12 protein-coding genes are annotated in these 14,679 nt (G+C 66.2%); 7 read left to right on the top strand and 5 right to left on the bottom strand.

The features are described from left to right. Positions 1-23: 23 nt before the first annotated feature. From ftsR to IEW19_RS13695, 3 genes are all read left to right on the top strand, one after another. Positions 24-740 (top strand): transcriptional regulator FtsR, encoded by a 717-nt coding sequence (gene ftsR / locus IEW19_RS13685; protein WP_188572176.1) that lies wholly within the window; start codon positions 24-26, stop codon positions 738-740. Continuing rightward, positions 740-1,243 carry a bifunctional nuclease family protein gene (locus IEW19_RS13690; protein ID WP_056331728.1) on the top strand — a complete coding sequence of 168 codons (504 nt, stop codon included), beginning with the start codon at positions 740-742 and terminating at the stop codon, positions 1,241-1,243. The genes ftsR and IEW19_RS13690 overlap by 1 nt, the downstream gene beginning before the upstream one ends. A 233-nt stretch (positions 1,244-1,476) precedes the next feature. Further along, complete coding sequence (locus IEW19_RS13695; protein ID WP_018763528.1) at positions 1,477-2,070, top strand: MerR family transcriptional regulator; 594 nt, start codon at positions 1,477-1,479, stop codon at positions 2,068-2,070. A gap of 100 nt (positions 2,071-2,170) precedes the next feature. On the opposite strand, the gene IEW19_RS13700 is transcribed toward IEW19_RS13695, so the two are convergent. After that, entirely contained in the window at positions 2,171-2,989 is an 819-nt protein-coding gene (locus IEW19_RS13700) for a ParA family protein (protein ID WP_188572177.1), read from the bottom strand. 301 nt (positions 2,990-3,290) lie between these two features. Here IEW19_RS13700 and IEW19_RS13705 point away from each other — a divergent pair, with 301 nt between their 5' ends. Beyond that, positions 3,291-6,689, top strand: coding sequence for a pyruvate carboxylase (locus IEW19_RS13705; RefSeq protein WP_188572178.1), 3,399 nt, complete (start codon positions 3,291-3,293; stop codon positions 6,687-6,689). A 260-nt stretch (positions 6,690-6,949) separates the two neighbouring features. On the opposite strand, the gene IEW19_RS13710 is transcribed toward IEW19_RS13705, so the two are convergent. Continuing rightward, on the bottom strand, positions 6,950-8,758 hold the full coding sequence (locus IEW19_RS13710) for an AMP-dependent synthetase/ligase (RefSeq protein WP_188572179.1): 1,809 nt from the start codon (positions 8,756-8,758) through the stop codon (positions 6,950-6,952). 172 nt (positions 8,759-8,930) lie between these two features. On the opposite strand from IEW19_RS13710, the gene IEW19_RS13715 reads away from it, so the two are divergent. Beyond that, entirely contained in the window at positions 8,931-10,019 is a 1,089-nt protein-coding gene (locus tag IEW19_RS13715; protein ID WP_229748475.1) for an ROK family glucokinase, read from the top strand. 28 nt (positions 10,020-10,047) lie between these two features. Here IEW19_RS13715 and IEW19_RS13720 read toward each other — a convergent pair whose 3' ends face one another. The 3 genes from IEW19_RS13720 to IEW19_RS13730 are packed head-to-tail and all read right to left on the bottom strand — an operon-like array spanning position 10,048 to position 12,195. Next, complete coding sequence (locus IEW19_RS13720; RefSeq protein WP_188572180.1) at positions 10,048-10,617, bottom strand: hypothetical protein; 570 nt, start codon at positions 10,615-10,617, stop codon at positions 10,048-10,050. Continuing rightward, positions 10,604-11,410 (bottom strand): alpha/beta hydrolase, encoded by an 807-nt coding sequence (locus IEW19_RS13725; RefSeq protein ID WP_188572181.1) that lies wholly within the window; start codon positions 11,408-11,410, stop codon positions 10,604-10,606. Before IEW19_RS13725 ends, IEW19_RS13720 begins: the two co-directional genes overlap by 14 nt. Further along, complete coding sequence (locus tag IEW19_RS13730; RefSeq protein ID WP_188572182.1) at positions 11,407-12,195, bottom strand: alpha/beta hydrolase; 789 nt, start codon at positions 12,193-12,195, stop codon at positions 11,407-11,409. The genes IEW19_RS13725 and IEW19_RS13730 overlap by 4 nt, the downstream gene beginning before the upstream one ends. A gap of 111 nt (positions 12,196-12,306) precedes the next feature. Between IEW19_RS13730 and IEW19_RS13735 the strand changes: the two genes are divergently transcribed. Beyond that, complete coding sequence (locus tag IEW19_RS13735) at positions 12,307-13,131, top strand: lysophospholipid acyltransferase family protein (protein WP_188572183.1); 825 nt, start codon at positions 12,307-12,309, stop codon at positions 13,129-13,131. A gap of 99 nt (positions 13,132-13,230) precedes the next feature. Continuing rightward, the gene (locus tag IEW19_RS13740) at positions 13,231-14,622 is read left to right on the top strand and encodes a class II 3-deoxy-7-phosphoheptulonate synthase (RefSeq protein ID WP_188572184.1); all 1,392 of its coding nucleotides are present in this window, start codon (positions 13,231-13,233) and stop codon (positions 14,620-14,622) included. Positions 14,623-14,679: the final 57 nt, after the last annotated feature.

Raw genomic sequence — 14,679 nt, forward strand, 5'->3', positions numbered from 1 at the left:
ACCGGGGACCGCTGCCTGTGGCAATGGCACAACCGGAACGCCGGGGGCCCCAGGTCCTCAACATTGGTGAGGTCCTCGCCCAGCTGAGCGCCGACTTCCCGGGCATGACCGCATCGAAAATCAGGTTCCTGGAGGAAAAGGGGCTGATCAATCCCCGACGCACCCCAGCCGGCTACCGCCAGTATTCCGACGGCGATGTGGAGCGGTTGCGCTTCGTGCTGGCCCTGCAGCGGGACCAGTACCTGCCGCTGAAAGTCATTAAGGACTACCTTGACGCCATCGACAGGGGAGAGCGGCCGGAGAACCTGCCGCCCGGCGTCGTCGTTTCCCCGCGCATTGTCTCGGATGAGCTGGCCGCAGAGTTGCAGCACCGCGGCCGCAAACTGAGTGAGGAACAGCTTCGCACCGAATCCGGCGCCAGCGTTCCCTTGCTGGAGTCACTCCTGAGTTTCGGCCTCATCAGCCACAGCAACGGCCAGTTCGACGAGCACGCCCTCCAGGTTGCCCGCGCCTGCGTCCAGCTGGAAAGCCATGGCCTGGAACCCCGGCACCTGAGGCCCTTCCAGGCAGCGGCCGAACGGGAATTCGGCCTGGTGGAACGCGCTGTCGCGCCGCTTGCCTCGCGCAAGGACTCGGCATCACAGGCGCGGGCAGCGGAGGCCGCCCGCGAGATCAGCGACCTCTGCCTCACCCTGCACCGTGCCCTGGTGCAGGACCACATCTCACGCATGGACATCTGATGATCGAAGTCGAGATTGTAGGCGTTCGCATCGAACTGCCTTCCAACCAGCCGCTGGTCCTGCTCAAGGAGATGCACGGCGAACGCCACGTCCCCATCTGGATCGGCACCCCGGAAGCCAGCGCCATAGCCTTGGCCCAGCAGGGCGTCGTTCCACCCCGGCCCATGACGCACGATCTCCTCGTGGACGTGGTGGAGTCCCTGGGCCATTCCGTGGTCAGCGTGAACATCGTTGCCGTCGAGGACAACATCTTCTACGGGCAGCTGCAGTTCGAAAACGGAACCACGGTGAGTTCCCGCGCTTCGGACGCGCTTGCGGTTGCGCTGCGCGCCAAGTGCCGGATCTGGTGCGCCGACTCCGTCATGGATGAGGCCGGAGTCCGCATCACCGAGCACGATGAGGGCGAGGACGCCGAGCCCGGCCCCACCGTGGATGAGGAACGCGAACTGCGCCGCTTCCGCGAATTCCTCGACGACGTGGAACCCGAGGATTTCGACGGCTAAGGTCACGTTAAGGTTAAAGTTAAGGCTGAAAGTTTCGACACGCCTTTTCCAAGCCACGAAGGTCTTTGACCTCGGGACCCGCCGGGCCTAACGTCGAAGTATCAAGTTCCCTTGCTTACGGAAGCCGCGCAAGTCACACTGGAAAGTGCGCCCCGCGGAAAAATTACACCCATGGCCTTCATGCCAAGGCTGCCGTAGCGGTTCCAAGGGAGCGTACGACAAGGAGGATCCAGGTGAGTCCCAAAGGCGAAGCAGGTGGGCTGAAGCAGCCCACGGCTGGTGTTGCTGTGCCCGTGAGCGGTGCCCAGGGCCTCCTGTTCACCGAGGACCTGCCGGTACTGGATGAGGATGCCGGCTATCGTGGACCGACTGCGTGCAAGGCCGCAGGCATCACCTACCGCCAGCTCGATTACTGGGCCCGCACCGGCCTCGTTGAGCCGGCCGTCCGCGGTGCCGCCGGCTCCGGCTCGCAACGGCTGTACGGTTTCCGCGACATCCTGGTGCTCAAGGTGGTCAAGCGGCTCCTGGATACCGGCGTGTCCCTGCAGCAGATCCGCACCGCCGTTGAACACCTGCGGGAGCGCGGGGTTGAAGATCTTGCCCAGATCACCCTCATGAGCGATGGCGCCAGCGTCTACGAGTGCACGTCCGCCGATGAAGTCATTGACCTGGTGCAGGGCGGCCAGGGTGTTTTCGGCATCGCCGTGGGACGTGTTTGGCGCGAGGTCGAGGGTAGCCTCGCTTCGCTGCCCAGTGAACATGCCGCCGAGCAGTCCTTTCCCGACGACGAACTGAGCAAGCGGCGGGCCGCGCGGAAGATCAGCTGACCCACATAGCACGCGAACAAACAGGGCTGCCCTCCATGTGGAGGGCAGCCCTGTTTCGTTAGATCGTTTGGCGCGCCTGTGGGCGGTTTGACCACCCGGTTCAGCGGGCGCGGCTGCGCAGGCCGCTGCCGGCGGCCATCAGGTTGGACAACAGGTCGTCAAACAGGCCTGCTGCCGACTTGGCCGAGTCCCCGGGCCAGTGGTGGACGGGGTGGGCTGCGCCCTGGATCTGTTGCCAGTTGGCCTGTTCCGGAATGCGCGGGGTCAGCAGGAGCTCGCCGAACATGGATTCCATTTCGGCCAGTCGGTAAGTGTGCTCGGAGGAACCGCTCCGGACGCGGTTTGCCACGATTCCTGCGGGTGAAAGATTCGGTGCAAACTCCTGCCTGAACAGCTGGATGGCCCGCATGGTGCGTTCCGTTCCGGCTACCGAGAACAGGCCAGGCTCGGCAACCAGGGCAACCTTGTCGCTTGCCGCCCAAGCCATGCGCGTCAGGCCGTTGAGGGACGGCGGGCAATCGATCAGGACCAGCTGGTAATCGCCGGCGGCGGCGAGTACTGCGGACAGCCTGCGGAGGTCGCGGCGGCCGAGGTCCGGCCGGTCATAGATTCCGGTGTAGGCGGAGCCGACGGCGACATCCAGCACAGCGCGTCCGGAACCATTGGAGGGGGTGCGGTCGGCCCAGCTGCTGCGCACCACGTTCTCGGCCAGTTTCGCCCTGCGCGGGCTCTTCAACATCCTGCCAATATCCAACTGGTCGTCCGGCTGTACGCCGAGTGCAGTGGTGGCGTCGGCATGCGGATCGAGGTCCACCACCAGCGTGGGCACTCCTGCGGCCAGCGCCGCAGACGCCAATCCTGTGGTGACGGAAGTCTTGCCGACTCCACCCTTGAGGCTGCTGATGCTGACTACTTGCACTTGAGAGACCAAAACCTAACGCCGGATGCCGTGTTGGGGGTAATGTTTGCCTCGGCAGAGCCGAAGCCGGACGGTCCTGCCGCCCCACTCATCATATGTTGATGCGTCGGCGAATCCTGCTTTATCGGGCGTCGGCATGGCACCGACTGTGCTGCCGGGGCGGTTTCCGCGAGCCAGGCTGAAAGCGTTCGGGAGATGACGGGGAAATCTGTGACCGTGGCCACAAAGATTTGTGTTTGTCCTTGCAGGTCCTAGACACTGTGACCACTCATCGATCCACCCGCAATGATGCAGGAGAAGTATGTTTTCCAAAGTTCTGGTGGCCAACCGCGGTGAAATCGCGATCAGGGCCTTCCGCGCCGGCTACGAGCTCGGCGCCAAGACCGTTGCCGTTTTTCCCCAAGAGGACCGTAATTCGATCCACCGCCAGAAAGCGGACGAGGCCTACCTGATTGGCGAGGAAGGACATCCCGTCCGGGCATACCTGGACGTGGCTGAAGTGGTACGGGTCGCGAAGGAGGCCGGCGCGGACGCCATCTACCCTGGCTACGGTTTCCTTTCCGAAAACCCCGAGTTGGCCCGTGCGGCAAAAGAAGCCGGCATCACTTTCGTCGGTCCGCCGGCCGAGGTGCTGGAGCTCGCCGGCAACAAGGTGGCGGCGCTGAAGGCAGCCCGCGCGGCGGGTGTCCCGGTGCTCATGTCCAGCGAGCCGTCCAAGGACCTGGATGAGCTCCTGGCTGCGGCCGACGACATTGGATTCCCCATCTTCGCCAAGGCCGTGGCCGGCGGCGGCGGCCGCGGCATGCGCCGGGTGGATACCCGCGAGGCCCTGCCCGAGGCCCTGAAAGCGGCCATGCGCGAGGCGGATGCCGCGTTCGGTGACCCCACCATGTTCCTGGAGCAGGCGGTCCTCCGTCCCCGGCACATCGAGGTGCAGATCCTCGCCGATGCCGAGGGCAATGTCATGCACCTCTTCGAGCGCGACTGTTCCATCCAGCGGCGGCACCAGAAGGTCATCGAGATCGCCCCTGCCCCTAACCTGGACGACAACATCCGCCAGGCCCTGTACCGGGATGCGGTGAAGTTCGCCACGGCGCTGAATTACGTCAACGCCGGTACGGTCGAGTTCCTGGTAGACACCGAGGGTGAGCGGGCAGGCCAGCACGTCTTCATTGAAATGAACCCGCGCATCCAGGTGGAGCACACCGTCACCGAGGAAGTCACGGACGTGGACCTGGTCCAGGCCCAGATGCGGATCGCAGCCGGCGAAACACTCGCCGATCTCGGCCTCTCCCAGGAGACCGTAAAACTTCGCGGTGCGGCGCTCCAGAGCCGCATCACCACGGAGGATCCGGCCAACGGGTTCCGGCCCGACGTCGGAAAGATCACCGGTTACCGCTCCGCCGGTGGCGCCGGTGTGCGGCTGGACGGCGGCACGGTCTACTCCGGTGCCGAGATCAGCCCCCACTTCGACTCCATGCTGGTCAAGCTCACCTGCCGGGGCAGGGACTACCCCGCCGCCGTCGCCCGTGCCCGCCGCGCCCTGGCGGAGTTCCGTATCCGCGGTGTCTCCACGAACATCCCATTCCTCCAGGCCGTGCTGGATGACCCTGACTTCATTGCCGGGGATGTGGCCACGAACTTTATCGACCAGCGCCCGGAACTGCTCAAGGCCCGCGTCTCGGCTGACCGTGGCACCAAGCTCCTCACCTGGCTCGCGGACGTCACCGTCAACAAGCCCAACGGCGAGCTGGCGGTGCACTCCGATCCCGCCCACAAGTTGCCCGACGTCAAGGGCAAGGAGGCGGCACCCGGTTCACGGCAGAAACTCCTTGAATTGGGCCCGGAGGGGTTCGCGAAGGCACTGCGGGAACAAACCGCCGTCGCCGTCACGGATACCACCTTCCGGGACGCACACCAGTCCCTGCTGGCCACCCGGGTCCGCACCCGCGACCTCGTGGCCGCCGGTCCTGCCGTCAGCGCGCTCACGCCGCAACTGCTGTCCGTCGAGGCATGGGGCGGCGCCACGTATGATGTAGCCCTGCGGTTCCTTGGCGAGGATCCGTGGGAAAGGCTCGCGGCCCTGCGCGAGGCCATGCCGAACGTTTGCATCCAGATGCTGCTGCGCGGCCGCAACACCGTCGGCTACACGCCCTACCCCGAAGAGGTCACCGAAGCCTTCGTCAACGAGGCCGCCGCAACCGGCATCGACATCTTCCGGATCTTCGACGCCCTTAATGATGTCAACCAGATGGCTCCCGCCATCCGCGCAGTCCGGGCCACCGGCACCGCCGTGGCCGAGGTGGCCCTCTGCTACACCGGAGACCTGCTGGATCCTGCCGAGAAGCTTTACACGCTGGACTACTACCTGGAGCTGGCGCAGAAGATCGTTGACGCCGGAGCCCACATCCTGGCCATCAAGGACATGGCGGGACTGCTGCGTCCTGCAGCGGCGGCCAAGCTGGTCGCGGCCCTGCGCGAACGCTTCGACCTGCCGGTCCACCTGCACACGCATGATACGGCCGGCGGCCAGCTCGCCACCCTGCTGGCGGCAGTCGACGCCGGCGTGGACGCCGTGGACGTGGCATCCGCGTCCCTGGCGGGCACCACCAGCCAGGTCTCGGCGTCGGCCCTTGTTGCTGCCCTGGCCCACACGCCGCGGGATACCGGCCTCAGCCTGGACGCCGTCAGTTCCCTGGAGCCGTACTGGGAAGCGGTCCGCCGCGTCTACGCGCCGTTCGAGTCCGGACTGCCCGGCCCCACCGGCCGCGTCTACAAGCACGAGATCCCCGGCGGCCAGCTGTCCAACCTGCGCCAGCAGGCCATGGCCCTGGGCCTGGGCGAGCGGTTCGAGGCGATCGAGGACATGTACACCGCGGCGGACCGCATCCTGGGCCATCTGGTGAAGGTGACCCCGTCCTCCAAGGTGGTGGGCGACCTTGCCCTGCACCTGGTGGGCCTCAACGCCGACCCCGCGGACTTTGAAGCCAACCCGCAGAACTACGACATCCCCGACTCCGTCATCGGCTTCCTGTCCGGCGAGCTTGGTGATCCTCCCGGAGGCTGGCCCGAGCCCTTCCGCACCAAGGCCCTGCAGGGCAGGAGCGTGAAGGTCCGCGACGTCGAGCTCAGCACCGAGGACAGCGCAGCGCTCAAGTCCGACTCCAAGACCCGCCAGCACACGCTGAACCGCCTCCTGTTCGACGGACCCACCAAGGACTACCTGAAGAGCGTCGAGACGTACGGCAACATTTCGGTCCTGGATACCCGTGACTACCTCTACGGGCTCCAGCGCGGCACCGAGCACGAGATCCAGCTGGAACGCGGTGTCCGCCTGATCGCCTCCCTGGAGGCCGTCTCTGAGCCCGACGAAAAGGGCATGCGCACGGTCATGTGCACCCTGAACGGCCAGTCCCGGCCCGTCGTGGTGCGGGACCGCTCTGTGGTCAGCAACGTCAAGGCCGCAGAAAAGGCCGATCCCGCCCAGCCCGGCCAGGTGGCCGCTCCCTTCGCCGGCGCCGTCACCGTGACGGTCAAGCCCGGCGACACGGTCACCGCAGGAGACACCGTCGCAACCATCGAGGCCATGAAGATGGAAGCATCCATTACGACGCCGGTGGGCGGCAAGGTGTCCCGCCTCGCCATCTCCGCCGTCGAGCAGGTCCAGGGCGGAGACCTGCTGCTGGTCATCGAGCAGTAAGCAGGGCTGAGCAACACAAAAGGGTCCTCCCGGCATTTGCGGGGAGGACCCTTTGCATGCGTGCGTCTACGGTCGGGCGGGGCCCGATCCTCTGCGTGCTATTCCCCGCACCCCCGCTAAGGCCGCTTCGCGGCGAGCGGGGGGTGGGGGGCCCCTTTTACGCACGCTGCCGGACCGCGCGCCGCCCTCCAGGGCATGTCACCGGAGCAGGGATGGCCGCGCTGAGTAGAGGACCGGGGATCGCTTGTTCCAGGCTTGAGTCAGGAGCGTGGGGCCGAGTACATCTCTTCGATGATCGTTTCGAAGTCCTTCATGACCTGGGCTCTTTTTACCTTCATTGACGGCGTGAGGTGGCCGGAGGCTTCCGTGAAGTCGGCCGGGACAATGCGGAAGGACTTGATGGCCTCTGCCTGGGAGACGGACGTGTTGGCTGCAGTGACCAGGTCCTGGACTGCAGCCTTGACCACCGGGTTTTGTGCCGCGTCGTCGAGGGTGGTGTCCGCCGGAAGTCCGTGGCGCTGGAGCCAGCCCGGCAGTGCCTCCTGGTCGAGGGTCACCAGGGCGCCGATGAAGGGCCTGTTGTCGCCCACCACCAGCACCTGCGATACCAGGGCGTCGGCGCGGATCTGGTCCTCAAGCAGGGCCGGGATGACGTTCTTGCCGCCGGCGGTGACGATGATCTCCTTCTTGCGGCCGGTAATCCAGACGAACCCTTCCTCGTCCAACCGGCCAATGTCCCCCGTGTGGAACCAGCCGTCAGTGAACGCATCCGCCGTGAGGTCTTCCCGCCTGAAGTAGCCCCGCATGACGCAGACGCCCTTCGCCAGGATCTCGCCGTCGTCGGCAATCTTTACGGCGTTCCCCGGCAGGGGCTTGCCCACCGAGCCGATCTTGATCCGTGAGGGGGTGTTCACCGTGATGGGGGCGGTGGTCTCGGTCAGGCCGTACCCTTCGAGTACCTGCAGCCCGATGCCCTGGAAGAAGTGTCCCAGCCGCTCGCCAAGGGGGCCGCCGCCGGACACCGCGTGGGCAACGTGCCCACCCATGGCTGCCCGCAGCTTGCCGTAGACCAGTTTGTCGAACAAGGCATGCCGGAGCTTCAGGCCCAGCCCCACCCGTCCGTCCTGGCGGGCTTTGGAGAACGCGATGGCAGTGTCGGCGGCACGGTGGAAGATGGCACCCTTGCCGCCGTCCTCCGCCTTAGTCAGCGCGGAGTTGTAGACCTTTTCGAAGACCCTGGGCACCGCGAGGATGAACGTCGGCTCGTAGCTCTGCAGATCGGCAAGGAGGTTCTTGATGTCGGGGGTGTGGGCAACGGTGGTTCCCGCAGCCATTGCCAGCACCGAGATGAAGCGGGCAAACACATGCGCCAGCGGCAGGAACATGATGGTCTTGGCGTTTTCGTGGACGATTTCGCCGATGATGGCCAGGGCGTTGTCCGAGAGCTCCACGAAGTTGCCGTGGGTGAGTTCGCAGCCCTTGGGACGTCCAGTGGTTCCGGAGGTGTAGATGATGGTGGCCACGTCCCGGAGTCCGGCGGCGCTGCGGCGGGATTCGAGTTCCTCGTCGCTGACGTCCAGGCCTGCTTCGCGGAGGCCGTTGAGGCCCTCGCCCTCAAGTTGCCACACGTGCTGCACCGCCGTGAGCCCCTCGGCCGTGACCGCCTGGCGGATGACGTTCTCGTGGTGCGCGGACTCGCCGAAGGCGGCAACGGCGCCGGAGTCCCCGAGGTTCCAGGCAACCTGGGAGGGGGAGGAGGTCTCATAAATGGGAACGGACACCGCACCGGCGAACCAGATGGAGAAGTCCACGAGTGCCCACTCGTAGCGGGTCCGGGACATGATGCCTACGCGGTCACCTGCGCCGACTCCGCTGGCGATCAGCCCTTTGGCGAGGGCCTTCACGTCGGCCAGGAACTCGGTGGCGGGCACATCGCGCCACGAGCCCGCGGAGTCCAGGCGCGAAAACAGTGCCGGGTTGCTGGGCTTGGCCGCCTGCCGCAACACCAGGTCGGTGATGTTGGTTTCGGGTGGGACAACAACCAGGGGCGGAACACTGAATTCGCGCACTATAGCTCCTTTGATATCCGAAGTCCCGCGCAGGGGTTTGCCTAAAAGACTAGTACCCCCGGCGGGACCGTGCAGTACACAAACCTACTGGCGAGTAACTTAGCCGTCAATGGACGCGGCCTGCGGCGTTATATGTCAAGACAATCCTGCCGCCCGCCTAGAATGGTGGACTATGTACGGACCGTTGCCCGGCGATCAGGCCGGACCCCTTGGAAGACCGGCTCCCTGGCGCCGCCGCCCCGCCTCCTACCGGGCAGGACAGCTGCATGGGGGCGTCGGCGGCCACCTTCGCCTGGGCCGCAAGGGACTGGCCATTGGGATCGATATCGGGGGAACCAAGGTAGCCGCAGGCGTGGTGGACGCCGAAGGCCGGATCCTCAGCGAAGCACGCCGCTCCACCCCGGGCACTGATCCAAGGGCGGTGGAGCACGTCATCGTGGAGCTGGTCGAGGAGCTGAGCCAGGGGCACCGGATCTGGTCAGTGGGCATCGGTGCTGCCGGCTGGATGGACCTGGCAGGTGGAACCGTGCTCTTCAGCCCGCACTTGGCGTGGCGCAACGAGCCGCTGCGCGAGAACCTCCAGCGGCTCCTTCGGCGCCCGGTACTCCTCACCAACGACGCCGACGCTGCAGCCTGGGCCGAGTGGCGATTCGGCGCGGGCCAAGGGGAGGACCGGCTGGTCTGCATCACACTGGGCACCGGGATCGGCGGCGCCATGGTGATGGACGGCCGGGTGGAACGCGGCCGGTTCGGCGTGGCAGGGGAGTTCGGCCACCAGATCATCATGCCGGGCGGCCACCGTTGTGAGTGCGGCAACCGCGGATGCTGGGAGCAATATGCCTCCGGGAACGCCCTGGGCCGGGAGGCGAGGCTCCTGGCCCGGTCCAATTCACCTGTGGCCCACGATCTGCTCGCAGCCGTGGACGGATACCCCGAAGCCATCACCGGAGCCATCGTGACCGAACTGGCGCTGGCCGGCGACCCCGCTTCCCAGGAGCTGATCGAGGAAGTCGGAGAATGGCTCGGGCTCGGGCTCGCCAACCTGGCAGCGGCACTGGATCCGGGCCTTTTCGTTATCGGCGGCGGTTTGTGCTCAGCGGGGGACCTGCTGGTGGAACCGGCCCGCAAGGCGTTCGCGCGCAACCTGACGGGACGCGGCTTCCGCCCTGCCGCAGGAATCGAGTTGGCAGCCCTCGGCCCCAACGCCGGCCTAATTGGTGCTGCGGACCTTTCGCGCGTCAGCAGCCGCGTTCGCAGTTGACGACGGCGGCGGGTCGGCTGGCAAGGAGCTAGACCCTTGCGCCGTCGTCGTCCCCGTTCTTTTCCTGCGGAAGCTTCATGATCAGGTACACCGTCCCAAGCACGAACACCGCAACAATGCCGACAATGGCCAGCAGGGGCGCCGACCGCCAGAACATCGCCGACAGCAGCAGTGCCACGGGTCCGCCCACGGCTCCGAGCCATGCCAGCATGGTCAGGGGCTCAGTCCCGGCCAGGCTTGGTGGTTCCTCCGGCACGAACTCCTCATCGCCGTCGTCCACCTCGTAGTCCCGGGGACCCCCAGTGGACCCGCCCGCCCCAGGGCCATCCTGCCCGCCGCGCACTTCCGGCTGGCGTTCCGCGGCCGACATCCCGGCAGGCGGCGTCCCCGCCAAGCCCAAGGGATCGAAGTCCTGGAAGGAGGGCGGCTCCGGTGTTTCCGGCGCCGCCGCCGGACTGGTGGGCAGTTCCTGACCGGGTTCCGGGGAATCGGGGCGGATCGCCACGGTATCCGATTCGAGCCGTGCCACCAGGTCCAGCCAGACGGCGTCGTCCTGGTTGGCGCCCTGGTCTGGCTGTTCGGAGTCAGGCCTGTTCACTGCGGACCTCCTGTCCCGGTCCCGCGGGTTTGTCCTGCCTGGCCTGCAGTACCCGCTGGATGAAGCCGACCGACCCCTCGAAGATGCGGTTGGCGTCGTTATCCAAAGTGGCGACGTGGTAGCTGTTTTCCAATGGGACCACTTCCAGGGGAGCATGTGCCAGTCCGTGCCGGAGGGCGGCCATGCTGGAATCGGACACCACGTGGTCCACGGTGGAGCGGTAGACCTGGACCGGTGCGGTGACCCGGGGAAGGAGCCGGACCGTGTCCTTGAACATCTTGTTGAGTTCATGGGCCGCGGCCACAGGCGTCCGCACGTAGGCGCCTTCATCGACACCGGCCTTGAGGATGTCATTGCCAATGGAGGGGGTGCTCTTGAGCACCAGCTTGAGGATTCCGGCCAGCGGCGCTCGGGGATCGTCGATCACCAGGCCGGGATTCACCAGGAGCACTCCTGCCACGGGACGCGTCGCGGCAAGGCGCAGGGCCAAGGCCCCGCCCATGCTCAGGCCGGCCACGAAAACCTGGTCGCACTCGGCGTCCAGTTCCAGGAAGGCATCATCCAGGGCGCCGTGCCATTGCTGCCACCGGGTGCGGGCCAGGTCCTGCCACGTGGTCCCGTGGCCCGGCAGCAGCGGCATCCGGACGGCGAAACCGGCTGCGGCGAATGCCGTGGCCCAGGCCCGCAGGCCGTGGGGGCTGCCCGTGAAGCCGTGGGAAAGGACCACCCCCGTGCGGGGCCCTTCGCCACTGAAGGCACTGGTGAACGGGCTGTGGTCCGGACCGGAGGTCATGGCGTCTCCAACGTACTGATGCGGGTGGCGTGGGCGGCGACGAATTCTCCCGACCTGGCAAAGATTGCGGGGGCGTCAACGTCCAGAGTAGCCACATGTCCGCTGCTGGCAAGGTCCACCACCTCGGCAAGGTTTTGGCCCAGCCCTGTTCGGAGGAGGGCCAGCGAGGTAGGTGGAACCACGGTATCGGCGCGCGATTTGAATACCTGGACGGGAGCGTCGACACTGGGCAGTCCCCGCAAAGCTGCACCGAACAGCTTCTTGAGTTCATGCACTGCTGCCAACGGAGTAAGTGAGTAATCGCCGTCATGCGTGGCTGCCGCGGTGGGCTGGTCTTCCTGGACGGGAACCGTGGTCCGCTGGAAGTACTTAAGGAGGCCGACGATCCGTACCCGCCGGTCATAGAAACTCAGCCCGGGATTGACCACGCTGACGCCGGCCACGGGATGGCGGGAGGCCGTGAGCAGGGCAACGGCGCCCCCCATGGACAGCCCTGCGGTGAAGCAGGCGTCGGTCCGTGCCGACAGGTCCAGGAAGGCCGCCTCGTAGCTGCGGTACCAGTCCTTCCAACCTGTAAGTGCCAGTTGGCGCCAGTCCGTTCCGTGCCCGGGCAGCAGGGGAACGGATACGGCATACCCGAGCTCCGCCAGGTGCTGTGCCCACGGCATGATGCTCAGCGGACTCCCCGTGAACCCATGGCAAATGGCCACGCCTATGCGGGCATTGGCGCCGTGCCCTGGATAGCTGAAAGCGGCCGGCCGGGGCGGAATGCTGCTTTCAGTCATGACTCCATCGTGTCACTGTTCCAGCCAAATCTCACTAGAGTAGGGTTGCATTGAATCGCTGGCCAGGCCCGATGCGGGGCCTGGGTGCTGCCTTCCGGAGAGGTTCACCACGTGTTCTATTGGGTCATGAAAAGGATCTTCCTCGGTCCGGTGATCAAGCTGCTTTTCCGGCCCTGGGTCAAGGGCCTGGACAACATCCCGGCCCAGGGGGCCGCCATCATCGCTTCCAACCACCTGTCATTCTCCGATTCCATCTTCATGCCCCTCATGGTGAAGCGCCCCGTCGTCTTCCTCGCCAAATCGGAATACTTCACCGGCACGGGCATCAAAGGCAGGCTGACGGCTGCGTTCTTCCGCCTCACCAACCAGTTGCCCATGGACCGGTCCGGAGGCGCGGCCTCTGCCGCGTCCCTGAACGCCGGGATGGAAGTACTCAACGCAGGCGGCCTGCTGGGCATCTATCCCGAGGGCACGCGAAGCCCGGATGGGCGGTTGTACCGTGGCAAGGTGGGCGTGGCCAGGCTGGCGCTGCAGGCCGGCGTCCCTGTCATACCCGTTGCCATGATCGGTACTGACAAAGTCCAGCCCATCGGCAAGCGGCTGCCCAACATCCGCAGGATCGGGATGATCTTCGGCGAACCGCTGGACTTCAGCCAGTACCGGGAGCAGGCCGAGGACAGGTCGGTCCAGCGCAAGGTCACGGATGAGATCATGTCCCAACTGCTCCGGCTTTCGGGGCAGGAATACGTGGACGAATACGCGGCTGTGGTGAAGCTCCGGCTCGCCGGCAAGCCCGAGGAACCGCAGGCGGCAGCCGAGCCCCTGGTCGCCCCGGTGGCCACCGACGGTGAATTCGTCAGGGACAGCGGCCCCCACCGCCCGGCCGCCCGGCACCCAGGCGTGGAGGACGACGCCGGCACACCAGCTGCGGGGTAGCGGAACCTTCCGGCGGACGCGCCGGGGGTTGTGACGGGGGCAGCGGGCAGCGTGACGTACCGGTGCCCGCCGCGGCCACCCTGCCGCTAGTCTTAGAGGGTGACTGAGCTATCTGCAAAACCTGCCTTTTCGCTGTCCAGCACCGCCCAGAGCGGAGCGGCCAACTATCCCGGACTGGACCACTGGCGGGACCTTCCCATCTCTCAGCAGCCCAGCTGGCAGGACCGGGACGTCTTTGAGGCCTCGGTAAGGGAACTGTCCGTCCTTCCGCCGCTGGTGTTCGCAGGCGAAGTGGACGTGCTGCGGGAACGGCTGGCTGCTGCCGCCCAGGGCAAGGCATTCCTGCTGCAGGGCGGGGACTGCGCCGAAACCTTCGAGGCCGCCACTGCGGACAAGATCAGCGCCCGCGTCAAGACCATTCTCCAAATGGCCGTGGTGCTCACCTACGGCGCCGCAATGCCGGTCATCAAGATGGGCCGCATGGCAGGCCAGTTCGCCAAGCCGCGCTCGTCGAATGATGAAACCCGCGACGGCGTCACCTTACCCGCCTACCGCGGCGACATCGTCAACGGTTACGACTTCACCCCTGAGTCCCGCGGCCACGACGCCGCCCGCATGCTGCGTGCGTACCACACGTCCGCCTCCACGCTTAACCTCATCAGGGCATTCACCCAGGGCGGGTTCGCGGACCTCCGCTCCGTGCACCAGTGGAACAAGGGCTTTACCGAGAACCCGGCACACGCCCGCTACGAATCCCTGGCCCGCGATATCGACCGTGCCATCAAATTCATGGCGTCCTGCGGCGCCGACTTCGAAGCACTCAAGCGCGTGGAGTTCTTCGCAAGCCACGAGGCCCTGCTGCTTGACTACGAGCGCGCGCTGACCCGCATCGATTCCCGTACCGGCTTCCCCTATGACACCTCGGCCCACTTCCTGTGGATCGGGGAGCGTACCCGCGGACTTGAGGACGCCCACGTCGACTTCCTCTCACGGGTACGCAACCCCATCGGCGTGAAGCTGGGCCCGTCCACCACCGGCGATGACGCACTGCGCCTGATCGACAAGCTGGACCCGGACCGCGAGCCGGGCCGCCTCACGTTCATCACCCGCATGGGCGCCGGCAACATCCGCGAAAAACTGCCGGCCGTCGTCGAGAAGGTCACCGCGTCCGGGGCGCAGGTCCTGTGGGTCACCGACCCCATGCACGGCAACACGGTCACGTCGCCCAACGGGTACAAGACGCGCAATTTCGACGACGTCATCGACGAAGTGCGCGGCTTCTTCGAGGTGCACCACGGCCTGGGGACGGTGCCGGGCGGCCTGCACGTTGAGATGACCGGCGACGACGTGGCCGAATGCCTTGGCGGCGCGGATCCGATCGACCAGGAGGCCTTCCTGGACCGCTACGAGTCTGTCTGCGATCCGCGCCTGAACCACATGCAGTCGCTTGAGATGGCCTTCCTGGTGGCCGGCGCCCTCGCCAAACACTAGGACTGAAGCCAACACGTGGGCCTGGAAGGTGGGCCCGGCACCGGCCAGCCCACCTTT

This window comes from Arthrobacter liuii (assembly GCF_014639275.1).
Classification (GTDB): Bacteria; Actinomycetota; Actinomycetes; order Actinomycetales; family Micrococcaceae; genus Arthrobacter; species Arthrobacter liuii.